Source organism: Variovorax sp. GW531-E2 (assembly GCF_059423125.1).
The window spans coordinates 31,030-55,778 of the sequence record NZ_JBWKXQ010000042.1; the positions used below are offsets into that span (position 1 = coordinate 31,030).

The 24,749-nt window shown below is 67.2% G+C and carries 22 protein-coding genes, 2 pseudogenes and 1 riboswitch; of the genes and pseudogenes, 11 read left to right on the plus strand and 13 right to left on the minus strand.

The window, feature by feature from the left end; all coding sequences use genetic code 11:
* Positions 1-69: 69 nt before the first annotated feature.
* The 3 genes from AC07XP_RS22005 (at position 70) to AC07XP_RS22015 (ending at position 3,273) form a co-directional block, all read left to right on the plus strand.
* Positions 70-1,425 (plus strand): M20/M25/M40 family metallo-hydrolase, encoded by a 1,356-nt coding sequence (locus AC07XP_RS22005; RefSeq protein WP_495265873.1) that lies wholly within the window; start codon positions 70-72, stop codon positions 1,423-1,425.
* A gap of 100 nt (positions 1,426-1,525) precedes the next feature.
* Positions 1,526-1,990 carry a YidB family protein gene (locus tag AC07XP_RS22010; protein ID WP_095948391.1) on the plus strand — a complete coding sequence of 155 codons (465 nt, stop codon included), beginning with the start codon at positions 1,526-1,528 and terminating at the stop codon, positions 1,988-1,990.
* A gap of 104 nt (positions 1,991-2,094) precedes the next feature.
* Positions 2,095-3,273, plus strand: coding sequence for an MFS transporter (locus AC07XP_RS22015; protein ID WP_495265874.1), 1,179 nt, complete (start codon positions 2,095-2,097; stop codon positions 3,271-3,273).
* Positions 3,274-3,276: 3 nt separating this feature from the next.
* On the opposite strand, the gene AC07XP_RS22020 is transcribed toward AC07XP_RS22015, so the two are convergent.
* Both AC07XP_RS22020 and AC07XP_RS22025 read right to left on the minus strand, forming a co-directional pair.
* Complete coding sequence (locus AC07XP_RS22020; RefSeq protein WP_495265875.1) at positions 3,277-4,152, minus strand: alpha/beta hydrolase; 876 nt, start codon at positions 4,150-4,152, stop codon at positions 3,277-3,279.
* Between the two features lie 73 nt (positions 4,153-4,225).
* Positions 4,226-5,737 (minus strand): M20 family metallopeptidase, encoded by a 1,512-nt coding sequence (locus AC07XP_RS22025; RefSeq protein ID WP_062473598.1) that lies wholly within the window; start codon positions 5,735-5,737, stop codon positions 4,226-4,228.
* Positions 5,738-5,829: 92 nt separating this feature from the next.
* Here AC07XP_RS22025 and AC07XP_RS22030 point away from each other — a divergent pair, with 92 nt between their 5' ends.
* Positions 5,830-6,684, plus strand: coding sequence for a DUF72 domain-containing protein (locus tag AC07XP_RS22030; RefSeq protein WP_495265876.1), 855 nt, complete (start codon positions 5,830-5,832; stop codon positions 6,682-6,684).
* 33 nt (positions 6,685-6,717) lie between these two features.
* On the opposite strand, the gene AC07XP_RS22035 is transcribed toward AC07XP_RS22030, so the two are convergent.
* Positions 6,718-7,233: a bactofilin family protein gene (locus AC07XP_RS22035; protein WP_062473600.1), complete on the minus strand. Its 516-nt coding sequence runs from the start codon at positions 7,231-7,233 to the stop codon at positions 6,718-6,720.
* Positions 7,234-7,348: 115 nt separating this feature from the next.
* Here AC07XP_RS22035 and AC07XP_RS22040 point away from each other — a divergent pair, with 115 nt between their 5' ends.
* Positions 7,349-8,281: an ion transporter gene (locus AC07XP_RS22040; protein ID WP_495265877.1), complete on the plus strand. Its 933-nt coding sequence runs from the start codon at positions 7,349-7,351 to the stop codon at positions 8,279-8,281.
* On the opposite strand, the gene AC07XP_RS22045 is transcribed toward AC07XP_RS22040, so the two are convergent.
* The 4 genes from AC07XP_RS22045 to AC07XP_RS22060 form a co-directional block, all read right to left on the minus strand.
* Positions 8,226-8,813 carry an IMPACT family protein gene (locus tag AC07XP_RS22045; RefSeq protein ID WP_095747369.1) on the minus strand — a complete coding sequence of 196 codons (588 nt, stop codon included), beginning with the start codon at positions 8,811-8,813 and terminating at the stop codon, positions 8,226-8,228. The genes AC07XP_RS22040 and AC07XP_RS22045 overlap by 56 nt on opposite strands.
* A gap of 37 nt (positions 8,814-8,850) precedes the next feature.
* A complete protein-coding gene (gene metW / locus AC07XP_RS22050; RefSeq protein ID WP_070063357.1) occupies positions 8,851-9,438 on the minus strand; it encodes a methionine biosynthesis protein MetW in 588 nt (195 codons plus the stop codon).
* The gene (metX, locus tag AC07XP_RS22055) at positions 9,435-10,592 is read right to left on the minus strand and encodes a homoserine O-succinyltransferase MetX (RefSeq protein WP_495265878.1); all 1,158 of its coding nucleotides are present in this window, start codon (positions 10,590-10,592) and stop codon (positions 9,435-9,437) included. Before metX ends, metW begins: the two co-directional genes overlap by 4 nt.
* A 127-nt stretch (positions 10,593-10,719) precedes the next feature.
* Positions 10,720-11,283, minus strand: coding sequence for a TMEM165/GDT1 family protein (locus AC07XP_RS22060; RefSeq protein WP_070063359.1), 564 nt, complete (start codon positions 11,281-11,283; stop codon positions 10,720-10,722).
* A gap of 9 nt (positions 11,284-11,292) precedes the next feature.
* Positions 11,293-11,479, minus strand: a riboswitch (yybP-ykoY riboswitch).
* Between the two features lie 259 nt (positions 11,480-11,738).
* On the opposite strand from AC07XP_RS22060, the pseudogene rbp reads away from it, so the two are divergent.
* Positions 11,739-12,059 (plus strand): annotated as a pseudogene (gene rbp / locus AC07XP_RS22065) (RNA-binding regulator); the annotation flags it as partial.
* 214 nt (positions 12,060-12,273) lie between these two features.
* On the opposite strand, the gene AC07XP_RS22070 reads toward rbp, so the two are convergent.
* Positions 12,274-13,662, minus strand: coding sequence for a hypothetical protein (locus AC07XP_RS22070; protein ID WP_495265879.1), 1,389 nt, complete (start codon positions 13,660-13,662; stop codon positions 12,274-12,276).
* Between the two features lie 130 nt (positions 13,663-13,792).
* On the opposite strand from AC07XP_RS22070, the gene AC07XP_RS22075 reads away from it, so the two are divergent.
* Positions 13,793-14,842, plus strand: coding sequence for an endonuclease/exonuclease/phosphatase family protein (locus AC07XP_RS22075; protein ID WP_495265880.1), 1,050 nt, complete (start codon positions 13,793-13,795; stop codon positions 14,840-14,842).
* Between the two features lie 9 nt (positions 14,843-14,851).
* On the opposite strand, the gene AC07XP_RS22080 is transcribed toward AC07XP_RS22075, so the two are convergent.
* The 5 genes from AC07XP_RS22080 to AC07XP_RS22100 form a co-directional block, all read right to left on the minus strand.
* Entirely contained in the window at positions 14,852-16,057 is a 1,206-nt protein-coding gene (locus tag AC07XP_RS22080) for a mandelate racemase/muconate lactonizing enzyme family protein (RefSeq protein ID WP_495265881.1), read from the minus strand.
* Positions 16,058-16,143: 86 nt separating this feature from the next.
* Positions 16,144-17,154: a TRAP transporter substrate-binding protein gene (locus AC07XP_RS22085; RefSeq protein ID WP_062476013.1), complete on the minus strand. Its 1,011-nt coding sequence runs from the start codon at positions 17,152-17,154 to the stop codon at positions 16,144-16,146.
* Between the two features lie 61 nt (positions 17,155-17,215).
* Positions 17,216-18,517 carry a TRAP transporter large permease gene (locus AC07XP_RS22090; RefSeq protein ID WP_070062487.1) on the minus strand — a complete coding sequence of 434 codons (1,302 nt, stop codon included), beginning with the start codon at positions 18,515-18,517 and terminating at the stop codon, positions 17,216-17,218.
* Positions 18,514-19,065, minus strand: coding sequence for a TRAP transporter small permease (locus AC07XP_RS22095; protein WP_223301408.1), 552 nt, complete (start codon positions 19,063-19,065; stop codon positions 18,514-18,516). Before AC07XP_RS22095 ends, AC07XP_RS22090 begins: the two co-directional genes overlap by 4 nt.
* A 54-nt stretch (positions 19,066-19,119) precedes the next feature.
* A complete protein-coding gene (locus tag AC07XP_RS22100) occupies positions 19,120-19,869 on the minus strand; it encodes a FadR/GntR family transcriptional regulator (RefSeq protein WP_062476018.1) in 750 nt (249 codons plus the stop codon).
* A 215-nt stretch (positions 19,870-20,084) separates the two neighbouring features.
* Between AC07XP_RS22100 and AC07XP_RS22105 the strand changes: the two genes are divergently transcribed.
* The 4 genes and pseudogenes from AC07XP_RS22105 to AC07XP_RS22120 form a co-directional block, all read left to right on the plus strand.
* Positions 20,085-21,824: an IlvD/Edd family dehydratase gene (locus AC07XP_RS22105; RefSeq protein ID WP_056579196.1), complete on the plus strand. Its 1,740-nt coding sequence runs from the start codon at positions 20,085-20,087 to the stop codon at positions 21,822-21,824.
* A 298-nt stretch (positions 21,825-22,122) separates the two neighbouring features.
* Positions 22,123-23,034, plus strand: a complete 912-nt coding sequence (locus AC07XP_RS22110) for a 2-dehydro-3-deoxygalactonokinase (protein WP_070062486.1) — start codon at positions 22,123-22,125, stop codon at positions 23,032-23,034.
* Entirely contained in the window at positions 23,031-23,672 is a 642-nt protein-coding gene (locus AC07XP_RS22115) for a 2-dehydro-3-deoxy-6-phosphogalactonate aldolase (RefSeq protein WP_495265882.1), read from the plus strand. The genes AC07XP_RS22110 and AC07XP_RS22115 overlap by 4 nt, the downstream gene beginning before the upstream one ends.
* Before the next feature lie 33 nt (positions 23,673-23,705).
* Positions 23,706-24,458: pseudogene (locus tag AC07XP_RS22120) on the plus strand (aldolase); the annotation flags it as partial.
* Between the last annotated feature and the right edge of the window lie 291 nt (positions 24,459-24,749).

Genomic DNA, 24,749 nt, shown 5'->3' on the forward strand with positions numbered 1-24,749 from the left:
GGCGCCTGCGGAACAATGGCCGCTTCGTTTTTCTTGTTCAATCCGCCTCCCGGAAGGACCGCTCCCCCCATGCCTCGTTCATCCCGCGCGTTTCGTCTCGCCCCCCTTGTCCTGGCCGCGCTGTGCGCCATGCCCGCCGTTCACGCCCAAAGTCAGGCCGTTGCGCCCACACCGGCGCAGGTCAGCCCCGCGGTCGACCAGGCCTACACCCAGCTCATGGCCTCGCCCGCGATCCGCAAGCTGCTGGAATCGGTCAAGGCCGACCACGAACGCACGGTCGAAGAACTGAAGACGCTGACCGAGATCGAGGCGCCGCCCTTCAAGGAACAGAAGCGCGCCGAAGCCTTCCTGGCGCGCCTGAAAGCCCTCGGCCTGCCCGACGCGAAGATCGACGCCGAGGGCAACGTGATCGGCCTGCGCAAGGGCACGGGCAACGGCCCCAAGCTGCTCATTTCGGCGCACCTGGACACCGTCTTTCCGGCCGGCACCGACGTCAAGGTGAAGGAGCGCGACGGCAAGCTCTTCGCGCCCGGCATCGGTGACGACACGCGCGGCCTGTCGGTGCTACTGTCATGGCTCAAGGTGCTCAACGACAACAAGATCCAGACCGTGGGCGACCTGGTGATCGTCGCCAACGTCGGCGAGGAAGAGCTGGGCAACCTGCGCGGCATGAAGGCCATCTTCCGCGACCACCTGGACATCGACGGCATGGTCGGCCTGGAGCCCTCGCCCGACGGCCACGTGCTGGTGCTCGGCACCGCGAGCCATCGCTACGAAGTCACCTTCAAGGGCCCGGGCGGCCACAGCTTCGGCGCCTTCGGGCAGGTGCCCAGCGCGATCCACGGCATGGGCCGCGCCATCGCCAAGATCGCCGAGGTACGCACGCCCAGCTTCCCCAAGACCACCTTCACCGTCGGCACCGTCGGCGGCGGCACCTCGGTGAACACCATCGCGCCGGATGCGCGCATGGCCATCGACATCCGCTCGGACGACATGGCCTCGCTGCTCGAGACCGAGAAGAAGATCCTCGCCACGCTCGACGAAGCCGTGGCGGAAGAGAACAAGCGCTGGAACGTGAGCAGCCTGAGCGTGAGCACCAAGCTGATCGGCGACCGCCCGGGCGGCCGCACGCCGCCCGACTCGGTGATCGTCGAGGCCGCCACGCGCGCCAACAGTGCTTTCGGCCACAAGACGCTGCTGCGCGGCGGCAGCACGGATGCGAACGTTCCCATTTCGCTGGGCATCCCGGCCATCATCATCGGCGGCGGCGGCAAGTCGGGCGGATTCCACTCGCTGGGCGAGTCGATTGACGTGACAGATGCATGGAAAGGCGCGCAGAATTCGCTCGTCACCGTGCTCGGCCTGGTCGGTGTGCAGGGCGTCAGCCCCGCGCTCCTGCCGAAACGCGCAGCACGCAGCAAGTAATTTGTCACGTTGCCAGTTCGAAAGTGGCCCCGCCACTTTCGGCAAGCGGGTCGCCACATTGGAAAATGTGAGCGTTTCTGTCACACACCAAGGAATGGTCATGGGGTTGCTCGATTCGGTACTCGGTCAGGTGCTAGGAGGCGCTGCACAGCAGCAGCAACCGCAAGGCGGTGGCCTCGGGGGATTGGGAGATCTCGGAAGCCTCGCCGGCGCCCTGGGCGGCCTGCTTGCCAACAACGGCGGGCAGGGCGGCCTCGGCGGCATGGTCTCGAAATTCGAGCAGGCGGGCATGGGCGACGTGATCGGCTCCTGGATCGGCAACGGTGAAAACAAGCCGGTGTCGGGCGATCAGTTGCAGAACGCGCTGGGCGGCGACACGATCGCCGCCATCGCTTCCAAACTCGGCATCAACGCACAAATGCTGCTGCCGATGCTGGCCACCATGCTGCCGGCCCTCATCAACCAGCTCACGCCGCAGGGCAAGGTGCCCGAGCAGGGCCTCGGCAACCAGGACGACCTGCTGGGCTCGCTCAGCGGACTGCTTCAAGGCAACAAGCCGACCTGACCTGCCACCCGGCGAATTTCATTCTCAGAATTCCGGCGCCCGCGAGGGCGCTTTTTTTGGCCGGCGCCTTGCCTTCGTCGCCCAATCGCGTAGAACCGCGCCCCATGAATCGCAATCTGTGGCTCCTGGCCATCTGCCAGGGCCTGCTCCTGACCAACAACGTCACCTTCATCGCCATCAACGGCCTTGTCGGCCTGGGCATCGCTCCGCAGGGCTGGATGGCCACGCTGCCGGTGATGGGCTACGTGGTGGGCGGCGCGCTGAGCACGGGGCTGGTGGCACGCACGCAGCAGCGCTTCGGCCGCCGCGGTTCGTTCCAGATCGGGCTGGCGGTGGCGGTCGGCTCGGCGCTGCTGTGCGCCTACGCGGCGTCCTCGAAGAACTTCTGGCTGCTGTGCTTCGCGACCGTGGTCGCGGGCTACTACAACGCCAACGCCGGGCTCTACCGTTTCGCGGCGGCCGAACTGGCACTGCCGGCCTGGCGCGAGAAGGCCGTGTCGATGGTGATGGCCGGCGGCCTGATCGGCGCGGTGGCGGGGCCGAACCTGGCGACCTTCACGCGCGAAGCGCTCTCCGTGCCCTTCGCCGGCGCCTACATCGCGCTGGCGGCGGTGGCATTGCTCTCGATGGCAGTGATGCATTTCATCGAGTTCCCACCGTCACCGACACGCAAGGAAGCCGCCGGCGGCAGGCCGCTGGGCGAGATCATGCGCCAGCCCGTGTTCATCGTGTCGGCCGCTGCGGGCGCGCTGAGCTACGGCGTGATGAACCTGCTGATGGCCGCCACGCCCATCGCAATGCAGATCTGCAGCCTGCCGTTTTCCGACGCGGCGCTGGTGCTCGAATGGCACGTGATCGGCATGTTCGCGCCGGGCTTCTTCACCGGCCACCTGATCCGCCGCTTCGGCACGCTGCCGGTGATGGGGGTGGGGCTGGCGCTCAACCTCGGCTGCATCGTGGTGGCGCTGTCGGGCGTGGACCTGCACCACTTCCTGGTGGCGCTGTTCCTGCTGGGCGTGGGCTGGAATTTCCTGTTCACCGGCAGCACGACGCTGTCGCTCACGGCCTACACGGCCGAGGAGCGCGACCGGGCCCAGGGCGCGCTCAACTTCTGCGTGTTCGCGACGCTGGCGCTGACCTCGTTCGCCTCTGGCGTGCTGGTGACCACGCAGGGCTGGCAGCTGTTGAACTACGGCTCACTGGTGCCGGTGGCCCTGACCGGCGCCGCGCTGCTCTGGCTCGCTCAGACGCAACGCCGGCGCGCGCCGGTGGCCAAGGCCTGAGCCTCAGGCCACGCGCGCGGGAACAGCCGCCGCCGGAAACCGCCGGTCGAGCCAGCGCTGCAGCGTGTCGAACACGGGCTCCGCATCGAGTTCGTTGAAGAGCTCGTGGTACAGCGCGTCGAAGCACTTCGCCTCGACGTTGCCGCTGGGCGCGGCAGCGGCCGCGAAGGCGCGGCTGGCCGCCGGCCGCACGAGCCGGTCGTCGCCCGCGTAGACCAGCAGCGTGGGCACCGGCCAGCGCGCCGCGTGCTGCTGCACCGTGGCACCTTCGTAGGCGAGAAAACGCGCCAGCCGGCTGCCGATACGGTCATGCGTGAGCGGATCGTCGCGGTAGGCCTGCACCACCACCGGGTCGTGCGAGAGGTAGTTGTCGTCGAGCCCGTTGCCCACGCGCAGGTTGGGCGCGATGCGCGGCAGCACCGCCAGCAGCATCTTCTGGAAACCGTTCAGCCCCGGGTCGAGCCCCGGCGACGAGAGCACCAACGCATCGACCGACCGCACGCCGCGCGCCACCAGGCTCGCGGCGACCAGGCCGCCCAGGCTGTGGCCCAGCAGCACCAGCGGCACACCGGGGTTCTCGCGGCGCGCATCGTCGATCACCAGGGCCAGGTCGTCGACCAGCCGCAGCTCGCTGGGCAGGCCGCCGCGCGCACCGGTGGATTCGCCGTGACCGTGGTGGTCGTGCGCCCAGACCGCGAAGCCCCAGCCGTGCAACTGCTTGGCCAGGCCGTGGTAGCGCCCCGCGTGCTCGCCCAGCCCGTGCACCACGACCACCACGGCGCGGGGCCTGCCAGCGGCGGGCAGCCGCCGCAGCGCCAGCGTCTCGCCGTCCGGCGTGGACAGCGCCACGCGATGTGGCAAGGGCAGCGCGTCGCTCATGGGTGCACCCTTGGCGCTGCGCGCCGTCCCGCCAGGCGGGAGCGAGCTTGCTTGGGGCGGCCCGGCGCGGCGCTCAAGCCGCCACCGGCTCCGCAGCCGCAGCGCGGTGCGCCACCGGCAGGGCGGCGATGACCTCGGCCACGGCGGCCGTCAGCTTCTTGGCATAGGGCACATGCAGGAACTCGTTGGGGCCGTGCGCGTTGCTCTTCGGGCCCAGCACGCCGCAGACCATCATCTGCGCCGTCGGGAAGCCGGCGCTCAGCATGTTCATCAGCGGGATCGTGCCGCCCTGGCCGATGTAGCCGCACGAAGCGCCGAAGTGCGCGCGCGAGGCCTTGTTGAGCGCGTCCTCGAACCACGGCGTGATGGTGGGGGCGTTCCAGCCGGTGGCACCGCCGCCGCTTTCGAAGGTGACGCGCGCCTGGTAGGGCGCATTGTCTTCGAGCAGGGCCTTGAGCTTTTGCACCGTCTCGGCCGCATCGACCAGCGGGGGCAGGCGCAGCGAGAGCTTGAAGGCGGTGTAGGGACGCAGCACGTTGCCCGCGTCCTTCAGGGCCGGGAAGCCTTCGGCGCCGGTGACCGACAGCGTGGGCTTCCAGGTGCGGTTGAGCAGCGCCTCGACCGGGTCGGTGGTGGTCGGCAGCGCGAACATGGTCGAGCCGCCGCAGTCGTAGTGCGCCCACGGGAAGCGCTTGTAGACCTCGTCGCCGAGGATGGCCGCGGTGGCCTTGGCCTGCGCCAGGCGGTCGGCCGGCACTTCGCAATGGAAGCTGGCGGGCAGCAGGCGCCCCGTGGCGCTGTCTTCGAGGCGGTCGAGCACCTGCCGCATGATGCGAAAGCTCGAGGGCACCAGGCCCGAGGCGTCGCCCGAGTGGATGCCTTCGGTCAGCACCTCGACCTTGAGCGTGCCACTGGCCATGCCGCGCAGCGAGGTCGTGAGCCACAGCTGGTCGTAGTTGCCGGCGCCCGAATCCAGGCAGATCACCAGCTCGACCTCGCCCAGGCGCGGACGCAGCGCGTCGACGTAGGGCAGCAGGTCGTAGGAGCCGCTTTCCTCGCAGGTCTCGATGAGGCCGACGATGCGGGGGTGCGCCACGCCCTGGGCCTTGAGCGCCTGCAGCGCGGCCACGCTGGCGTACACGGCGTAGCCGTCGTCGGCGCCGCCGCGGCCGTAGAGCAGGCCGTTCTCGTACTTGGGCGTCCACGGGCCGAGGTCGTTGCGCCAGCCGGTGAATTCGGGTTGCTTGTCGAGGTGGCCGTACATGAGCACGGTCTCGGTCATGTTCGTACCGGTGGCCGGCACTTCGAAGAACAGCACCGGCGTGCGGCCTTCCAGGCGCACGATCTCCAGCTTCAGGCCCTCGACCTTCTGCGCCTCGACCCAGGCCGCGGCGTTGCGCAGCACGGTCTCCAGGTAGCCGTTGGCCGACCAGTCCTTGTCGAAGCCGGGCGACTTGGCGGGAATGGCGATGTAGTCGGTGAGTTGCTTGACGATGTCGCCGTCCCATCGGGCGGTGACATCAGAGAGGGCGCGCGTCGCGTCGAGCGTGCCGGCGGGCATTTCACGGTGCAGGGGGGCGTTCATCGGGGGATTCTCCGCGGGGACGAAAAAACGCATTTTGCGCCTCGCCGCGAGCGCGCGTAGAGTGCGGGCGATCTCAAAACCCGGAGCGCAATGTGAGCAAGGCAACATCGACGCGGATCAAGGTGGGGATCGGCGGCTGGACCTACGAGCCCTGGCGCGACAACTTCTACCCCAAGGGCCTGGCCCACGCGAAGGAGCTGAACCACGCCAGCCGGCAGGTCAGCGCCATCGAGATCAACGGCACCTACTACAGCACCTTCAAGCCCGAGACCTTCCGCAAGTGGCGCGACGACACGCCCGACGACTTCGTGTTCTCGATGAAGGCCTCGCGCTTCACCACCAACCGCAAGGTGCTGGCGACCGCGGGCGAGTCGATCCAGCGTTTCATCGACAGCGGTGTTGCCGAGCTGGGCGACAAGCTCGGGCCGATCGTCTGGCAGTTCATGCCGACCAAGCAGTTCGATGCGGAAGACTTCGAAGCCTTCCTGGAGCTGCTGCCCAAGAAGGAAGGCAGCCGCGCGCTGCGCCACGTGATGGACGTGCGCCACGAGAGCTTCATCGTGCCCGCCTACAAGGCGCTCGCGAAGAAGCACAAGGTGTCGACCGTGTTCACCGACGCCGACAAGTTTCCATCGTTCGAGGAGCCCGAAGGCGACGTCGCCTATGCGCGGCTCATGATGGCCGACGCGTCGCTCGCGACCGGCTACGCGCCCAAGGCGCTGGACACCTGGGCCGCGCGCGCGCAAGGCTGGACCACGACGCCGAAGGCGCGCGACGTGTTCGTGTATTTCATCAACGGCGCCAAGGAAAAGGCACCGGCCGCGGCCGGTGCCTTGCTGCAGCGCCTGGGGTGGGCGCCGCCGGCTGCAGACGCAGCAATGGCCGCCGCCGCGGACAAGCCGAAGCCGGCGGCCAAGAAGGCCCCACCGAAAAAGAAAGCGCCCTGATCGACGATCGTCAGACCGGGCGCGTCAGGTGCCTCAGGCGGCGGCCTGCAGCGACGGCTTGGCGCCGAAGCTGATTTCGCCCGACAGCTGGCCGCCTTCTTCGATCACGATCTTGCCGTAGCGGATCTTGCCGGTGACCTTGCCGGTCGAGTGGATGACGAGCTTCTCGCGCACGGTGAGGTTGCCGTCGAACACGCCGCGGATCTCGGCGATGTCGATCTCGGCCGAGCCCTTGAACTCGCCCTGTTCGGCGATCTGCATCAGGCGCGAATCCATCGTCGCCTCGACCAGGCCTTCGACCACGAGCGTGTCGCAATCGGTGATCTCGACGCCCTTGAGCTTGATGTTCGGGCCGACAGTGAGCTTGCTGCCGCCTTCCTTGGCAGCAGGAGCGGCCGCCGGGGCCAGGCCGGCCTGTGCAGTCAACGAGGAGGGATTGACGGGAGTGCCCGAGAGATTGGTGCCCGAACCAACCAGCGGTGCGGGACGGGACGTCAGCGAGTCGGTGTCACGATCACGCTTGCCGAAAAAGGGGGACTGTGTGGCCAATGGGGAGCTCCTCAAGAAAGGGGACTATCGTAAGAACGCACTCACGGCATGCGGCACTTCATTGCGCAATAAGCGTAACTGAATAAGTCGCCCGGGGCCCCTGACAATGCCCCGCATGACCCGCCTGATCCGACCGAACATCGAAGCCCTGTCCACGCCCGCCGCCACCGACTCGCGGTTCGACAAGCCTGCGCGCGGCTGGCGGCGCACGCTGTTCACCGTGATCTTCGAGGCCGACACCCCCGCCGGCCTGTGGTTCGACCTGACGCTCATCGCGGTGATCGTGACCAGCGTGCTGGTCGTCATCCTGGACAGCGTGCAGTCGATCCGCGACCAGTGGCGGCCTCTGTTCAATGCCCTCGAATGGGTGTTCACGATTCTCTTCACGCTGGAGTACATCGCGCGGCTGTGCTGCGTGAACAAGCCGCTGCGCTACGCGCTGAGCTTCTACGGCGTGATCGACCTGCTGGCGCTGCTGCCGACCTTTCTCGTGGCCTTCGCGCCCGAGCTGGCGTACCTGATCGACGTGCGCATCCTGCGGCTGCTGCGCGTGTTCCGCATCTTCAAGCTGTCGCGCTATTCGGTGGAGTACCGCGCGCTGGTGTCGGCGGTGGCATCGAGCCGCCGGAAGATCACGGTGTTCGTGGGCTTCGTGATGTTGGTGGTGCTGGTGATGGGCACGCTGATGTATGTGGTCGAAGGCCCGACGCACGGCTTCACCAGCATTCCGGTGGCGATCTACTGGGCCATCTCCACCATGGCCACGGTCGGCTTCGGCGACCTCGTGCCCAAGACCGACCTGGGCCGCGCGATCGCCTCCGTGATGATGCTGCTGGGCTGGGGCGTGCTGGCCGTGCCCACCGGCATCGTCACGGCCGAGATGACGCGGCGCGGCGTCGACGACGACCTGGCGGAGCCGATCGCGCTCGCCTCGCGTGGCGTGCTCGCGCTGGCGGCGGAGCCGGCTTCAGGCAAGGCGCCGGCGAAGCGGCTCACGCCGTCGGCCAGACGACGCGCCCTTGCGCAGCATCGTCGAGGCGCGCGATGAAGGCATCGGCCTCGGGTGCGGGGAGCGCGAAGGCAAAGCGCACGTCGTCGCCGTGCTGCACGTCTTCGAGCACCGCGCCGATGGCGGCCAACTCGCGCCGCACCAGCCCCTCGAGCGCGTAGGGCACGGCGCACTGCAGGTGGCGCTGGCGCACGAGCGGCACCAGCGTGGCGCCGAGCAGGGCCTGGGCCACGGCGTCGGTGTAGGCCCGCACGAGGCCGCCGGCACCGAGCTTCACGCCGCCGAAGTAGCGCACCACGGTGGCGAGCGCGCCTTCCACCTGCTGGTGGCGCAGCACCTCGAGCATGGGGCGCCCGGCCGTGCCGCCGGGCTCGCCGTCGTCGTTCGCGGCCGACTGGCCGCCGGCCATCAGGGCCCAGCACACGTGCGCAGCGCCCGGGTGTTCGGCGCGCAGCGAGGCGACCACGGCCAGCGCGGCCGCGCGGTCGGGCACCGGTTGCACGCAGCCGATGAAGCGGCTTTTCTTGATGAGCAGGTCGCTGTGAACCGGCTGCGCGAGCGTGAAGCTCATTCCGACCCGATGTCCGTGCGGTGCAGGGGCGGCGTGCTCAGCCGCCCCGCTCGAACTTGAACACCGCCGTGCTGGCGCGCGCGTTGGGCAGCCAGCGCACGTCGCGGCCGTTCTGCAGGCCGAAAGCGTCGAGCACGCGCAGGTTGTTCTTGCCGGCCAGCACCTCGAAGTCCTTGTAGGTGCCGACGCGGATGTTGGGCGTGTCGTACCACTGGTAGGGCAGGCGGCGCGTCACGGGCATGCGCCCGCGCGCCACGCTCAGGCGGTTGGGCCAATGCGCGAAATTGGGAAAGGCGACGATGCCGAAGCGGCCCACGCGCGCGGTCTCGCGCAGCATGACCTCGGCATTGCGCAGGTGCTGCAGCGTGTCGATCTGCAGCACCACGTCGAAGGTGGCGTCGTCGAACATCGCCAGACCTTCGTCGAGGTTGAGCTGGATCACGTCGACGCCGCGGCGGATGCACTGCAGCACGTTGCCGTCGGCGATCTCCACGCCGTAGCCGGTGCAGCCGCGTTCGCGCTGCAGCAGGTCGAGCAGGGCGCCGTCGCCGCAGCCCAGGTCGAGCACGCGCGAGCCTTGGGGCACAAGCTGTGCAATCAGTCGTTGGTGTGCAAGGTCGCTCATTGGAATTCCTTGGCGACGCGTTCGAAGTACGAGCGCACCACGCCCATGTAGCGCACGTCGTCGAGCAGGAAGGCGTCGTGGCCGTGCGGCGCGTCGATCTCGGCGTAGCTCACGTTGCGGCGGTTGTCGAGCAGCGCCTTCACGATCTCGCGGCTGCGCGCGGGCGAGAAGCGCCAGTCGGTCTTGAAGCTCACGAGCAGGAACTTGGCCGTGGCCTGCGCGAGCGCGGTGCTGAGCTGGCCGCCGTGGTGGCGCGCAGGGTCGAAGTAGTCGAGCGCGCGGGTGATCAGCAGGTAGGTGTTGGCGTCGAAGTACTCGCTGAACTTGTCGCCCTGGTAGCGCAGGTAGCTTTCGATCTGGAACTCGATGTCCTGCGTGGAATAGCGGTAGTCGAGCCCCGCCACCTCGCCCTCGACGGCGCTGCGCAGGATGCGCCCGAACTTGGCGTTCATCACGTCGTCGCTCAGGTAGGTGATGTGGCCGATCATGCGGGCGATGCGCAGGCCGCGCTTGGGCACCACGCCGTATTCGTAGAAATGGCCACCGTGGAAGTCGGGGTCGGTCACGATGGCGCGGCGCGCCACCTCGTTGAAGGCGATGTTCTCGGCCGTGAGGTTGGGCGCGCTGGCCACCACCACGGCGTGCCGCACGCGGTCGGGGTACTGCAGCGTCCACGACAGCGCCTGCATGCCCCCGAGGCTGCCGCCCATCACGGCCGCGAGCGTCTGGATGCCGAGCGCATCGAGCAGCGCGGCCTGGGCGTCGACCCAGTCTTCGACCGTGACCACCGGGAAGTCGGCGCCGTAGACGCGGCCGGTGGCGGGGTTCACGTGCATCGGGCCGGTCGAGCCGAAGCAGGAGCCGAGGTTGTTGACGCCGATCACGAAGAAGCGGTCGGTGTCCAGCGGCTTGCCCGGGCCCACCATGTTGTCCCACCAGCCCTCGGAGCGGGCCTGGCCCTCGTACACGCCCGCGACGTGGTGCGAGGCGTTGAGCGCATGGCACACCAGCACCGCATTGCTGCGCTCGGCGTTGAGGGTGCCGTAGGTTTCGTAGGCGAGCGTGTAGCCGCTGATCGAGGCGCCGCTGCGCAGGGCCAGCGGGCCTGCGAACTGCATCGACTGCGGGGTGACGACCAAAGGTGACGACGACATGAATGAAAAAACCCGGCCTCGCCAAAAACGAGCCGGGTTCGGCAGCCGTCTTTAGCAGAATTTATAAAGCGCCCGCAAGCTGAAGCAAATCGGCGCAGGGCAAGTATAGCCCCGTGACTTTTTCCTGCTACCAGCCAATGATCATCACGACGCCCAGCACCAGGAAGATCGCCGCCGAGATGCCGTGCACCAGCTTGATCGGCACGCGCCGCACGATCTTGTCGCCCAGCCACACGACCGGCGCATTGGCCAGCATCATGCCCAGCGTGGTGCCGACGACGACCCAGGCGTAGTCCTGCGTGAAGCGGGCGGCCAGCATGACGGTGGCGATCTGGGTCTTGTCGCCCATCTCGGCCAGGAAGAAGGCGATCACCGTGGTGCCGAAGACGCCGAACTTCGAGACGCCGGGGGCGTCGTCTTCATCGAGCTTGTCGGGAATCAGCATCCAGACGGCCATGGCGATGAACGAGCCGCCCAGGATCCAGCGCAGCACCTCGGGACCGAGCCAGCGCGTGATGTAGTTGCCGACCGCGCCGGCCAGCGCGTGGTTGATGACCGTGGCGACAAAGATGCCGAGCACGATCGGCCAGGGTTTCCTGAAGCGCGCGGCCAGCAAAAGGGCCAGGAGTTGGGTCTTGTCGCCCATTTCGGCGAGCGCGACCACGCCCGTTGCAACGAGAAAAGCTTCCATGATGGATGTGGGGTTCCTTGGGCCGAAGGACGCAATTGACCGCACAACACCTTCGGCCATATTCCCGAAGTTGTGCGGTCAAAGGTCTCGCCAGGTGTGTTCACTGCACGCGCCATGTCCTCGTGGGGCAAGGACAAGTCTGTTGACGCGGGCCCTTCTCGTATGCGGAAGGCGGCTACTCCCCAATGACCGGCGAATTGTAGCCGCATCGTCAATTCCCTCGGCTCAAACAGGTAGGCGTGCGCTAACTTCTACTAGTTTCGAAAGGTGCTACCTCAAGACGCAAATTCCTGCTTGCTTTTTTGATATTTCACCCATAATGCACGAGCATCCCTCTTGATTTTGGGCGGGAGCAATTCGGTGATCGGTCAGTTTCGCGCGGCTCGGCGGCTCTCGTTTGAGTGATGCTTTCGGGACTCCATCGCTTTTCTTGATGTGTTTATAGGAGTCCCTTGATGGGCAACAAACTCTACGTCGGCAACCTGCCTTACTCGGTGCGCGACGGTGATCTCGAGCAGGCCTTCGGCCAGTTCGGCGCAGTGACCAGCGCCAAGGTCATGATGGAGCGCGACACGGGTCGCTCGAAGGGCTTCGGCTTCGTCGAGATGGGCAGTGACGCGGAAGCACAGGCCGCCATCAACGGCATGAACGGCCAACCCCTGGGCGGCCGCAGCGTGGTCGTCAACGAAGCACGTCCCATGGAAGCACGTCCCCCCCGCAGCGGTGGCGGCGGCTACGGCGGCGGCGGTGGTGGCCGCTCCGGCGGCGGCGGTGGCCGTTCGTTCGGTCGCTGACAAGACACCGCGGGTGGCACGCCACCCGGAAATTGGAAAAGGGCACCTCGGTGCCCTTTTCTTTTGAGCTCCCGCAGGAGCAGCCGTCAGCGCGGCGGCGCCGCCTGCATCCGGGCCACGGGAGCCGGCGCGCCTGCGCAGGCCACGGCCAGACCAAGGCTGTGCAGCAGCGTGCGCCGATGCGCCGCGGCTGCGTTCACTGTTCGACTGCAGTGATCTTCTTGATGCCTTCTGAAGGCGGCTTGGCTGCGGCCTCCCGAAGCTGCAGGGCGTAGCCGTAGTCAGTCAGATAGACGTAGGTGTCGGTCCGTTCGAGCGAATCGGGCTGCATGCGGCACTCCAGGCGCCTGGCGTCGCCACTCAGGACAGGATGAAGCTCGGCAGCCGCGCTCACGCCGACGACCTTGCAGACCGTCGTGTAGTCGTAGGTCACTCCGCCGATCATGCTGAACAAGCTCAGTTTCTTCGTCTCGTAGCGCAACTCCGAGCCCACGGCCATACGTTGCCAGTCGCCCGTCAACGTGAGATCGGTCATGGCCTGGCTGATCGTGTCAGAGCCAGGAAGAAAGTTGACGAAGCTGCTCAAGTCGACCAGGCCCAGGAATGAAGCGGTCTGCGACCGCGTGCCGTCCGCGGGGCCTGTGCCGGTCTTCGTCCGGGTTCGGAACATGGAAGCTGTCGCGTCCGGCGCAATCTGGAGCTCGTTGCGGGTCGGCGTCGTCTTCCCGTCGCGGGTCCATGTGCCTTCGAGCACGACGCGCTTCAGGCGCTTGGGCGCCGGTGGAAGCCCCAGCTGGGAAACAGCCTTCATCACCGCCGGGCTCGGCGGCGTCAGGCCTGCGGGATCAGGCAGCGCCTTGGCGCGAGAAGTGAAGGCAGGCAACACCTGCCCTGCCGAAGCACCGCTGCAGGCCGCCTTGAAGAGCGCCTTGTAGTCCGCATTCGTGTCGCCGCCGACCGTGTACGACTTCGCCCTGTCACCTTCAACCCGGCCGTCCGTAACGCGGCCGCGCTCGTCGATGTCGAAGCCACTCACCTGGGCATAGGATTGCGATTGGCACGCGAGCCTGAAGCGCTCGCGCTTCTGGCCAAAGGGTGCCCGGTAAGGCAGGTCGAAGTCCATGCGCGGATAGTCGAACGCGCCCCAGAAGAGCAAGGCGCCCTCGGAGGTCTCGACGCTCGCGATGTCGATGAGTGTGAATGTGCCGTCTGCGCCGCGTTGCACCTCGCGCCAATCGGGCGGGGTCGCGCGGCATGCGCGTTCGACCGCCGGCTGCGCTTTCAGGGCCAATGCCTGGCGCTCGTCCAGTTCCTTGCGCACGCCATACCGCCGGCCGGTCACCGGATAGCTGCGGCCGGTGCGCAGATCGGAGTAGAGCAACCACGCCTGGGGCGCATTGCACGCGACAGTGAAGTTGCGCGTCTCGGGCCCATCTTCCAGGGCAAAGGACACATGGTCCTCGACGCGCAGCAGGCTGTGTTCGACAAGGCTGCCGCCGAAGGACATCGACGGATGGCTCCTGGACGCGCAGCCCGCAACGAGCAGCGCCGCCACGGCGCAGATGGTGAGATGGATGAGCTTCATGCATTCCGCGCTGGGCGGCTCCCCGGTTTCGTTGTTGTTTCTTGCGGCCGGCCTCGCCATCGAGTGACATGGACGACATGGCGGGCGCACCTCAGCTTGAAATCCTAACCCGGGACACAATCGCGTTTCCATGCCATACATCCCGCCCAACTACGCCACGCTCTTCGTCGCGACCTGCAACCTGCTCAACCTCGCGAACCCGAACCGCCTGTACTACGAGAACCAGGACGCCTACAACGAGCGTGAATACGAACGCAAGATCGACTGGATCGGCGAGCGCATCCACGCGCTCAATGCCGACGTGCTCGCGGTGCAGGAGGTGTGGGACGAGGCCGCGCTGAAGGCCGCCATCGGCCGCAGCGGGCTGCGCTACGACTTCGTCTCGGTGCCGGGCGCCGAGAACTCGCCGCCGCCCGCGAGCCCGCCGGGCACGCCCGGGCGGCCGGGCGCACAGGGCACGCCGCGCGTCGGCATCGTCACGCGGCTGCAGGTGGACAGCGTGCAGTCCTTCGTCGACTTCCCCGCGGGCTTCGGCGTCGAGGTGCCGGGCATCGGCCCGCACACGCGCTTCGAGCGCCCGCCCCTGCTGGCCACCGTGCGCATGAAGCACGGCCAGCAGGTGCATGTGCTGACGGTGCACCTGAAGTCCAAGCGCCCCAAGTTCCTGCAGGACGCGCAGGGCAACCACCTGGAAGACCGCGACGACCGCAAGATCGGTGCGATGGCCTCGCTGCGCTCCTTGCTGATGCGCGGCGCCGAGGCCGCGGCCCTGCGCTGCATCGTCATCGACCTGCTGCAGGGCACCAACGTGCCGCTGGTGGTGATGGGCGACTTCAACGACAACCCGCACAGCGTGACCACGCAGCTGGTGGCCGCTACCTCCGAGGTGGCCTACGACAAGGCCGCGCGCGACGTGGCGCTGTTCAACGCCTACGAGATGCAGGGCGAGTCGGCACTCAAGAAGGACGTGGCCTATTCGCACATCCACCAGGGCTTTCCGGACGTGCTCGACCAGATCCTGGTGAGCGAAGAGTTCGTTGCCAGCAGCCGCCACAGCCTGGGCGACGTGCGCCGCGTCGACTACTTCAACGACCACCTGCACGAAGGCCGCGACCGCTCGCGCTCGGACCACGGCTTCGTGCGCGCCCTGCTGCGGCTGCGCACCGACGACAACCGCTGACGAACGGCCCTACGCCGCCTTCGACACCCGCACGATCGCGTCGGCGCGCTTGTGCAGGTCGGGCAGCAGCTCCAGACCGAGGCCGGGCTTGTCATTGAGGCTGATCATCCCGCTCTCGACCTTCGGCAGCTCGGTGACGAGTTCCTTGTACCAGCCGGTGAAGAAGGCGCGCACGCTCTCCTGGATGAGCGCATTGGGCGCATGCAGGCTCAGGTGCGTGGACGCGGCCCAGACCACCGGCCCGGTGCAGTCGTGCGGTGCCACGGGCAGTTGCCAGGCATCAGCCATGGCGGCGATCTTGCGCGCCTCGGTGAGGCCGCCGCACCAGCTCAGGTCGAGCATCGCGACCCCGGCCACGCCGGTCTGCAGGTAGTCCTTGAAGCCCCACTTGTAGCTCAGCGTCTCGCTGGCGCAGACGAGCGCCTGGCAATCCTTCGCGTACTGCTTGAGCAGGTCGAGGCTGTCCATGCGGATGGCGTCCTCGTGCCAGAAGGTGTCGAACTCCTGCAGCGCGCGCGCGATCTTCTGCGCCATCGGCAAGCGCCACAGGCTGTGGAACTCGACCATGATGTCCATCTTGCCGCCCACCGCCTGGCGGATCTTGCGGAAGGGCTCGAGCGCGGTGTCGAGATCGGCGTTGCTGATGTACTGCCCGTGGCTCTTCTCCGCCGCCGGGTCGAAGGGCCAGATCTTCATGGCCGTGATGCCTTCGGACAGCAGCGACTCGGCCAGTTCGTCGGCGTGGTGCAGGAAGCCCTGCAGGTCTTCGTAGAGCCCGTTGTTGTTGTTGTTGGCCAGGCCCCAGTTCGAGCTGGTCTGGTTGGTGGCGCTGCGGATGTACTGGTAGCCCGCGCAGGTGTTGTAGATGCGGATCGCATCGCGGCTCTTGCCGCCCAGCGCCGTGTGCACCGGCATGTTGGCGGCCTTGCCGAACAGGTCCCACAGGGCGATGTCGACGGCCGAGTTGCCGCGCGTTTCCACGCCCGATCCGCGCCAGCCGAGGTAGCCCGTGATGTCGCGGTTGCGCGCCTCGATCTGCAGCGGGTCGGTGCCCAGCAGTTTCAGCGCCGCCCACTCGTGCAGGTAGGCCTCGACCGCTTCGGCGCCCATGAAGGTCTCGCCGAGGCCGACCAGGCCCTCGTCGGTGTGCAGGCGCACCCACAGGATGTTGGGGAACTCGCCCAGGCGGATGGTTTCGACTTGCGTAATTTTCATGAAAGGGGTTCCGCAAAAAGAAAAAGCCGCGGCGGCGGATGCCGCGCGGCTCTTGCACACATTCAGCGCATGGCCGAACGCCTCTATCAGCCCCCGCGCGCCTTCTTCAGCGCGTCGGTGACCACGCCCACGGCTTCCGTGCCGATGTTGGGCACGTTCTTGTCGTACACGGGCTTGACCTTCTCCAACATGCGCTTCTGTTCGGCCGCCGAGACTTCGTTCACCGTCATGGTCTTGCGCAGGCTGGCGAGCGACTTCTCGTTGAGCGCGCGGTTGGCTTCGCGCTGGACCTTCTGGCCTTCCTTCGCGGCCTCGCGCAGCACCGCCTGCTCCTGCGGGTTGAGCTGGTCCCACAGCTTCTTGCTGTAGAGGATGAGGAAGGGCGTGTAGGCGTGGCGCGTCACGCTCAGGTACTTCTGGACCTCGCTGAACTTGGAGGTCTCGATGGTCACGAAGGGGTTCTCCTGGCCGTCGATGGTGCGGGTCTCGAGTGCGGTGAACACCTCGCCGAAGGCCATGGGCACGGCGTTGGCGCCCAGGGTCTTGAACGAGTCCAGGAAGATGTTGTTCTGCATCACGCGCAGCTTCACGCCTTCGAAGTCCTCCGCCTTGGCCACGGGCTTCTTGCTGTTGGTGAGGTTGCGGAAACCGTTCTCCCAGTAGGCCAGGTTCACGAGGCCGGCGGCTTCGAGTTTCTTGTTGAAGTACTCGCCCGCGGGGCCGTCGAGCACCGCGTCGGCCTCCTTCTCGTTGGCGAACAGGAACGGCAGGTCGAAGGCGCCGAGTTCCTTCACGATGCCCACCAGCGGCGAACTCGACGTGCACACCATTTCCTGCGTGCCGGCGCGCAGCGCCTGCGTGGCCGGCAGGTCGCCGCCCGCGGCGCCGCCCCAGAAGGCCGTGATCTTCATCTTGCCGCCGGTCTTGGCCGCCAGCACTTCCTGCATCTTCTTCACGCCCACGCCCACGGGGTGGTCTTCGTTCACGCCGTTGGTGAACTTGATCGTGCGTTCGGCAAATTGCGCGAGGGCGCCAGTCGACGCCAGCAGGCCGCCGGCCACGAGGGCGGCGGTCATCAGGGTTCTGCGAAACAACATGCTTGTCTCCTTCGATTCGAGGGGTTGGTTGAACGAACTGACTGACAGGAAAAAGGAAGAACTAGCGCCCCATCCACCACTGCAGCGGCACGGTCACGAGCTGCGGGAAGAACACCAGCGTGAACAGCACCACCAGATGGGCGATGAAGAAGGGCATCACGCCCTTGAAGGCATCGTCCATCGAGATGCGCGCCACGCCGCTCACCACGTTGAGCACCGTGCCCACCGGCGGCGTGATCAGGCCGATGGCGTTGTTCATGATGAACAGCACGCCGAAATACACCGGGTCGATGCCGGCCTTGAGCACCACGGGCATCAGCACCGGCGTGAGGATGAGCACGGTGGGCGTGAAGTCGAGCGCGGTGCCCACGATGACGATCAGCACCATCATCACGAACATCAGCAGCGTCTTGTTGTCCAGGAAGGGCTCCAGCAGCGACACCACCTCGGTCGGGATGTTGGCCACCGTGATGAGCCAGGCGCTCACCATCGCGGCGGCCACGAGGAACATCACCACCGCGGTGGTCTTGCCGGCCGCCAGCGTGAGGCGGTACAGGTCTTTGACCTTGAGTTCGCCGTAGATGAAGAGGCCCACCACGAGCGAATAGACGGCCGCGACCACGGCCGCTTCGGTCGGCGTGAAGACGCCGAACTTCATGCCGCCGATGATGATGATCGGCAGCGCCAGCGCCAGGCTGCCCTGCGCCGTGACCTTCAGCCGCTCGCCCCAGGGCACGCGCGGCGAGGACTTCACGTTGTCCTTCCGGGCCACGATCCACCAGGCCACGCCCACCGCGAGCCCCATCAGGATGCCGGGCACGATGCCTGCGAGGAACAGCTTGGTGATCGACACGTTGCCCGCCACGCCGAACACGATGAGCCCGATCGACGGCGGGATCACCGGCGCGATGATGCCGCCCGCGGCAATGAGGCCGGCCGAGCGGTTCATCTGGTAGCCGGCGGCCTTCATCATCGGGATGAGGAGCGCGGCGAGCGCGGCCGTGTCGGCCACGGCCGAGCCCGACAGCGAGGCCATGATGATCGCGGCCAGCACCGCCACATAGCCCATGCCGCCGCGGTAGTGGCCGACCCAGGCCATCGCCAGGTTCACGATGCGCCGGCTGAGCCCGCCCGCGTTCATGAACTCGCCGGCCAGCAGGAAGAACGGCACGGCCAGCAGCGGGAAGTTGTCGGCACCGTCGACAAAGCGCTGCGCAATGATCTGGCTGTCGAAGGCCGGCAGGCCGCCGGTGTAGGCCAGCCAGCCCATCAGCGAGACGCCGCACACCAGCAACGAATACGAGATCGGAATGCCCAGTGCCATGGCGCCGAGCAGGGAGACGATGAAGATCGTGACAGTCATTGCGCCACCTTCCCGTGTGCGGCGGCGTCGAGCACCTGTTCTTCGGATTCCATGATCTGGATCAGCTCCTGGTCGGGCACCCTGCCCCTGAACAATCGCCAGAGCTTGTCGATGTTGAAGAGGGCCATCACCACCGACACCACGTAGCCGATGCCGTAGACCCAGATCATCGAGATGCCGACCACGGGCGAGATGTTGGTCACCTGCAGCTCGTGCATCTCGTAGGTGCCCATGAAGAAGAGCACGTTGCAGAACAGCATGAGCGACTGGCTCAGGAAGAAGCAGACCTTCTTGCCCATGAGCGGCAGGTGCTTGATGAGCGTGTCCACGCCCAGGTGCGCGCCGTCGCGCATGGCCACCATGGCGCCGATGTAGGTGAGCCAGATGAAGCAGTAGCGCGACATCTCGTCCGACACCGAAATGCCCGAATTGAAACCGTAGCGCAGCACCACGTTGCCGAACACCATGACGACCATCGCCACCATGCACACGACGACGAGGAACTCCAGCAGGCGAAAAAATCCGTCGATAGCCCTTTGCATCAGCATCTGCGTCTCCTGACTTTCCAGTGTTGTTATCGGATGTCTGCGCGGCCGCCGCGTCTAGAGCGGGAAGGCCTTCAGCTGCGTCGCCGGGCGGCTGATGCGCGGAATCTTCTTGCGCGAGGCCAGCACCGTCTCGATGTCGTGGCGCGCACCGTCGATGAGCACCAGCACGGCTTTTTCGGCGGCGGCCGGATCGCGTGCGATGACGGCGTCGAGCACCGCGCGGTGCAGCGGCAGCGAACTCGCGGGCCCGTTCTTGCGGGTGGTCGAAATCTCGAAGCTGGTGCGCAGCAGCGCGCCCAGCGCACGGCTCATCTGCACCAGCATGCGGTTGTGGCTGGAGCGGATGAGGCCCTGGTGAAAGCGCAGGTCGGGCGTGATGTAGTCGCCGCCGAACTCGATGGCGCGCTTCATGCCCGCGTAGGCGTCTTCCATGTCGGCGATGTCTTCGGCGGTGGCGCGCTGGGCGGCCAGCGCCACCGCGGCGGGCTCCACCACGCGGCGCAGGTCCTGCAGGTCGCGCAGGAACTCGGCCGACAGGCCCGCCTGCGTCTGCCACACGATGACGTCGGCGTCGAACCAGTTCCACTGGTCGGGCGGCTGCACGCGCGTGCCCACCTTCGGGCCACTGGTCACGAGGCCCTTGGCGATCAGCGACTTGATCGATTCGCGCACCACGGTCCGGCTCACGCCGAGCTCTTCGCACAGGAGCGGCTCCGGCGGAATCGACGCGCCGGGCGCATAGCGGCCCGCGACGATGTCGCTGCCGATGCGGTCGACCGTGTTGCCGTGAACGTTCTTGATCATGCCTGCCTGTGGGTGTGTGGTTCTGGTGGTGTCCGGTGCCTGTTTGCCTGCCCGTATCGGGGCCGGATGCAGGCAGCTCTTGCCTGTGCCGGCCACTCGAAAACCCTGAATGCGCGACAGCTCGTCACGCTTATCATATGATGATTGAAACGGTCGTCCCGCAGGAAAAACCCTGAGGATTTCCGCAAAGCATCAACGACGAAGAGACACACCCCATGAGCAACGCCCCGAAGAAAAAGCCCGCCAGCGAACTGCGCAGCCAGCAGTGGTTCGGACGCCATGACCGCGACGGTTTCATCTACCGCAGCTGGATGAAGGGCAAGGGCGTGCCGCACGACCAGTTCGACGGCCGCCCGGTCATCGGCATCTGCAACACCTTCAGCGAACTCACGCCCTGCAACTCGCACTTCCGCACGCTCGCCGAGCAGGTGAAGATCGGCGTGTACGAGGCGGGCGGCTTCCCGCTCGAATTCCCGGTGATGTCGCTGGGCGAGACGCTCCTGCGCCCCACCGCCATGCTGTATCGCAACCTCGCGAGCATGGACGTCGAAGAGAGCATTCGCGGCAACCCGCTCGACGGCGTGGTGCTGCTCATGGGCTGCGACAAGACCACGCCCGCGCTGATGATGGGCGCGGCCAGCGTCGACCTGCCGACCATCGGCGTGTCGGGCGGGCCCATGCTCTCGGGCAAGTGGCGCGGCCAGGAACTGGGCTCGGGCACCGGCGTGTGGCAGATGAGCGAACAGGTGCGCGCCGGCACGCTCAAGCTGCAGGACTTCTTCGAGGCCGAGAGCTGCATGCACCGCAGCCACGGCCACTGCATGACGATGGGCACGGCCAGCACCATGGCCAGCATGGTCGAGTCGCTGGGCATCGGCCTGCCGGGCAATGCGGCCTACCCCGCCGTCGACGGCCGGCGCAACGTACTGGCGCGCCAGGCGGGCCGGCGCATCGTCGACATGGTGCATGAAGACATGAACATGTCGAAGATCCTCACGCGCCAGGCGATCGAGAACGCGATCAAGGTCAACGCGGCCATCGGCGGCTCGACCAACTTCGTGATCCACCTGCTGGCCATTGCGGGCCGCATGGGCGTCGAGCTCACGCTCGACGACTTCGACCGTCTCGCCGCCGACCTGCCCTGCCTCGTGAACCTGCAGCCCTCGGGCCAGTTCCTGATGGAAGACTTCTGCTACGCGGGCGGCCTGCCGGTGGTCATCAAGGAAATCGCCGACCACCTGCACAAGGACATCCTCACCGTCACCGGCCAGAGCGTGTGGGAGAACGTGAAGGACGCCGAGAACTACAACCCGCAGGTCATCCGCACCCAGGCCGAGCCCTTCAAGGACAAGGCCGGCATCTGCGTGCTGCGCGGCAACCTCGCACCCAACGGCGCCATCATCAAGCCCAGCGCGGCCACGCCCGAGCTGCTGGTGCACAAGGGCCGCGCGGTGGTGTTCGAAAGCGCCGACGACCTGCACAAGCGCATCGACGACGAGAACCTGGACATCGACGAGCACTGCATCATGGTGCTCAAGAACTGCGGCCCCAAGGGCTACCCCGGCATGGCCGAGGCGGGCAACATGCCACTGCCGCCAAAGGTGCTGCGCAAGGGCATCACGGACATGGTCCGCATCAGCGACGCACGCATGAGCGGCACGGCCTACGGCACCGTCGTTCTGCATACCGCGCCCGAAGCGGCTGCGGGCGGCCCGCTGGCGCTGGTGCAGGACGGCGACATCGTCGAGCTCGACGTGCCGAACCGCAAGCTGCACCTGCATGTGAGCGACGAGGAACTGGCGAAGCGCCGCGCGAAGTGGGTGGCGCCCAAGGCTCCGCTCGACTCGGGGTACTGGAAGCTGTACGTCGACACGGTGCTGCAGGCCGACCAGGGAGCGGACCTGGCCTTTCTGCGTGGTCGTCGTGGGGCTTTTGTGCCGCGAGACAATCACTGATTTGGAGAGATCCAGGGCGCGCTCCCGCCGACGGGGTACCTTGCTCCGCGAATGTCCCCCGCCCTTCGGGCTCCTCCTTGATTTCGCTGCGCAAGGCACCCCATCGACGTGAGCGTTGTTCGCTGCAGTCGTTGATCGGCACGCACAACAACCGCGCCTCCAGTGCCCAGGGCACTGGGTGCTTCCCGCAGCGAAATCAAGGAGGAGCCCGAAGGGCGGGGGACATTCGCGGAGGGAAGTACCCGGTGCCCTGGGCACGCGCCCCGAACAAACTCTCGAAACGCAACAGACGACAGACATGACAAGACTCATCGCCATCGACTGGGGCACAAGCTCGCTACGCGGTGCATTGCTCGACCCGAGCGGGCAGGTCATCGAAGAGCGCAGCGACGCCCGCGGCATCCTCACCGTGCCCGAGGGCGGCTTTCCTGCCGTGTTCGAGTCGCTGTTCGGCGACTGGATGCGCCTGGCAGACACGCGCTGCCTGATCTCCGGCATGGCCGGCAGCAAGCAGGGCTGGGTCGAAGCGCCCTACTGCCCCTGCCCCGCAGGCCGCGTCGAAGTAGGCCGCAGCATCATCGCCACAGACGCCATCCCCGGCGCGCGCATCGCCATCGTGCCCGGCCTCAGCGACGAGCACGCCGGCGTGCCCGACGTGATGCGCGGCGAAGAGGTGCAGATCCTCGGCGCCATGACGATCACCGGCCTGGACGACGGCGTCTTCGTGCTGCCCGGCACCCACAACAAATGGGCGACGGTCAAGAAAGGCCGCGTCGCGGGCTTTCGCACCTACATGACGGGCGAGTTCTACGCGCTGCTGAGCCAGCACTCGATCCTGGGGCGCACGCTCGATGCGGCCGCGCCGCTCGACGAAGCCGCGTTCCTCGAAGGCGTGACGCGCTCCGAGAACGGCCACGGCCTGCTGCACAACGCCTTCGGCACCCGCACGCTCGCGCTGTTCGAGCGCATGCCCAAGGAAGAACTGTCGAGCTACCTGTCGGGCCTGCTCATCGGCGAAGAGCTGCGCACGCAATCGGTACAGGCTGTCGGCGAGGTCGTGCTGATCGGCTCTTCCACCCTCACCCAACGCTACACCCTGGCCCTGCGCGCCACCGGCGTCGCCACGCGCACGCTCGGCGCCGAAGCCACCTGGGCCGGACTGCACACGCTGTCCGGCTTCCTCGACACCGACAGGACACCCGCCCCATGACCACGCCCCTCGATAGATTCAACGCCGCGATGCAGGCCCTGCCACTCGTGGCCATCCTGCGCGGCCTCTCGCCCGCTGAAGCCGCCGACGTGGGCGACGCCATCGTCGAGCCCGGCTTCCGGCTGCTCGAAGTGCCGCTCAATTCGCCGCAGCCGCTGGAGAGCATCGCGCTGATGCGCCAGCGCTTTCCGAACGCGCTGGTCGGCGCGGGCACCGTGCTCGACGCGAAGCAGGTGCGCGAGGTGCATGCGGCTGGCGGCGAGCTGATCGTGTCGCCCAACTTCAACGCCGACGTCATCGCCGAGGCCGCGCGCCTGGGCATGGCCTGCCTGCCCGGCGTGATGACGCCGACCGAGGCCTTCGGCGCGCTCGCGGCCGGCGCCACGGGCCTCAAGTTGTTCCCGGCCGAGCTGGCCTCGCCCGCCGTGGTCAAGGCCCTGCTCGCGGTGCTCCCCGCCGGCACGCCCGTGATGCCCGTGGGCGGCATCGCGCCCGACAACATGGGCGCATGGCGCGCGGCCGGCGCCGCCGGCTTCGGCATCGGCTCGTCGCTCTACAAGCCCGGCAAGACCGCCGCCGCCGTGCGCGAGGACGCGCAGCGCTTCGTGGCGGCCTGGGCCGGTCTGGTCCGCGCCTGATCCGGCACGAACGATTCACCCACCACAAGAAAGAAGGAGACCCCCGCGATGTCCGCCGATTCCGAATACGCCAGCCCCGCCGTGCGCCAGTTGCGCGAAGACCTCGCGCTCGCCTTGCGCGCTGCGGCCCACCACGGGCTGTCCGAAGGTGTGTGCAACCATTTCAGCGTGTTGCTGCCGGGCGCGCAGGACCGCTACCTCATCAACCCGCGCGGGCTGCACTGGAGCGAGATCGGTCCTGACGACATCGTGCTGATCGACGTGCACGGCGAAGTGCTTGCGGGCCGCCACCGCGTGGAGCCCACGGCCCTCTTCATCCACGGCGCGGTGCACCGGCTCACGGGCCACGCCGTGGTGCTGCATTGCCACATGCCCTATGCGACGGCGCTGACGCTCACGGTCGACCGCGCGCTCGACCCCACCGCCAGCCAGAACGCCATGCGCTACATGAACCGCATCGCCATCGACGCCGAGTACAACGGCCTGGCACTGGACGATGCCGAGGGCGAGCGCATCGCGCGCGCCATGGCCGGCAAGGACGTGGCCTTTCTCGCGAACCACGGCGTGATCGTGGCGGGCGGCACGATCGCCCATGCCTACGACGACCTGTACTACCTGGAGCGCGCCTGCCTGCATCAGGTGATCGCGCAATCGACCGGGCGCCCGCTGGTGCCGGTCAACGCCAAGCTGGCCGCGCATGTGGCGGCGCAGATCCAGGGCGAGAGGGAACAGTCCGACCTGTTCTTCGAAGCCCTGCGGCGCATGCTGCCGGCCCCGCAACGCTGAAAAAGCGTGCGCGCAGCGGCTTACAGCTCTTCATGCGATTTCGCTTCCGGCTTACAAGAACTTCACATAATGGCGCGACGATGAGGCATCGCAATCACTCCCCAGGAGTCGCCATGAAAAAGCTGACATTCGCCTTCGGTGCTGCCGCCCTGCTGTCGCTGGCCGCCCTCACCGCGCCGGCCCATGCCCAGGCCGGCGGCCCGTTCATCCAGGCCCAGGTGTACGTGACGCCCGCGCCGCCGCCGCGCCATCACTACTACGCCCCGCCGCCGCCCCCGCGCCACTACCACC

Coding starts and splice junctions, on each gene's coding strand:
- AC07XP_RS22115 (WP_495265882.1), top strand. CDS start 23,031: ATGACCACGCCCCTCGATAGATTCAACGCCGCGATGCAGGCCCTGCCA.
- metW (WP_070063357.1), bottom strand. CDS start 9,438: ATGAGCGACCTTGCACACCAACGACTGATTGCACAGCTTGTGCCCCAA.
- AC07XP_RS22075 (WP_495265880.1), top strand. CDS start 13,793: ATGCCATACATCCCGCCCAACTACGCCACGCTCTTCGTCGCGACCTGC.
- AC07XP_RS22060 (WP_070063359.1), bottom strand. CDS start 11,283: ATGGAAGCTTTTCTCGTTGCAACGGGCGTGGTCGCGCTCGCCGAAATG.
- AC07XP_RS22070 (WP_495265879.1), bottom strand. CDS start 13,662: ATGAAGCTCATCCATCTCACCATCTGCGCCGTGGCGGCGCTGCTCGTT.
- AC07XP_RS22110 (WP_070062486.1), top strand. CDS start 22,123: ATGACAAGACTCATCGCCATCGACTGGGGCACAAGCTCGCTACGCGGT.
- AC07XP_RS22105 (WP_056579196.1), top strand. CDS start 20,085: ATGAGCAACGCCCCGAAGAAAAAGCCCGCCAGCGAACTGCGCAGCCAG.
- AC07XP_RS22010 (WP_095948391.1), top strand. CDS start 1,526: ATGGGGTTGCTCGATTCGGTACTCGGTCAGGTGCTAGGAGGCGCTGCA.
- AC07XP_RS22045 (WP_095747369.1), bottom strand. CDS start 8,813: ATGAGCTTCACGCTCGCGCAGCCGGTTCACAGCGACCTGCTCATCAAG.
- AC07XP_RS22040 (WP_495265877.1), top strand. CDS start 7,349: ATGACCCGCCTGATCCGACCGAACATCGAAGCCCTGTCCACGCCCGCC.
- AC07XP_RS22100 (WP_062476018.1), bottom strand. CDS start 19,869: ATGATCAAGAACGTTCACGGCAACACGGTCGACCGCATCGGCAGCGAC.
- AC07XP_RS22090 (WP_070062487.1), bottom strand. CDS start 18,517: ATGACTGTCACGATCTTCATCGTCTCCCTGCTCGGCGCCATGGCACTG.
- AC07XP_RS22015 (WP_495265874.1), top strand. CDS start 2,095: ATGAATCGCAATCTGTGGCTCCTGGCCATCTGCCAGGGCCTGCTCCTG.
- AC07XP_RS22080 (WP_495265881.1), bottom strand. CDS start 16,057: ATGAAAATTACGCAAGTCGAAACCATCCGCCTGGGCGAGTTCCCCAAC.
- AC07XP_RS22025 (WP_062473598.1), bottom strand. CDS start 5,737: ATGAACGCCCCCCTGCACCGTGAAATGCCCGCCGGCACGCTCGACGCG.
- AC07XP_RS22020 (WP_495265875.1), bottom strand. CDS start 4,152: ATGAGCGACGCGCTGCCCTTGCCACATCGCGTGGCGCTGTCCACGCCG.
- AC07XP_RS22085 (WP_062476013.1), bottom strand. CDS start 17,154: ATGTTGTTTCGCAGAACCCTGATGACCGCCGCCCTCGTGGCCGGCGGC.
- AC07XP_RS22005 (WP_495265873.1), top strand. CDS start 70: ATGCCTCGTTCATCCCGCGCGTTTCGTCTCGCCCCCCTTGTCCTGGCC.
- AC07XP_RS22095 (WP_223301408.1), bottom strand. CDS start 19,065: ATGCTGATGCAAAGGGCTATCGACGGATTTTTTCGCCTGCTGGAGTTC.
- metX (WP_495265878.1), bottom strand. CDS start 10,592: ATGTCGTCGTCACCTTTGGTCGTCACCCCGCAGTCGATGCAGTTCGCA.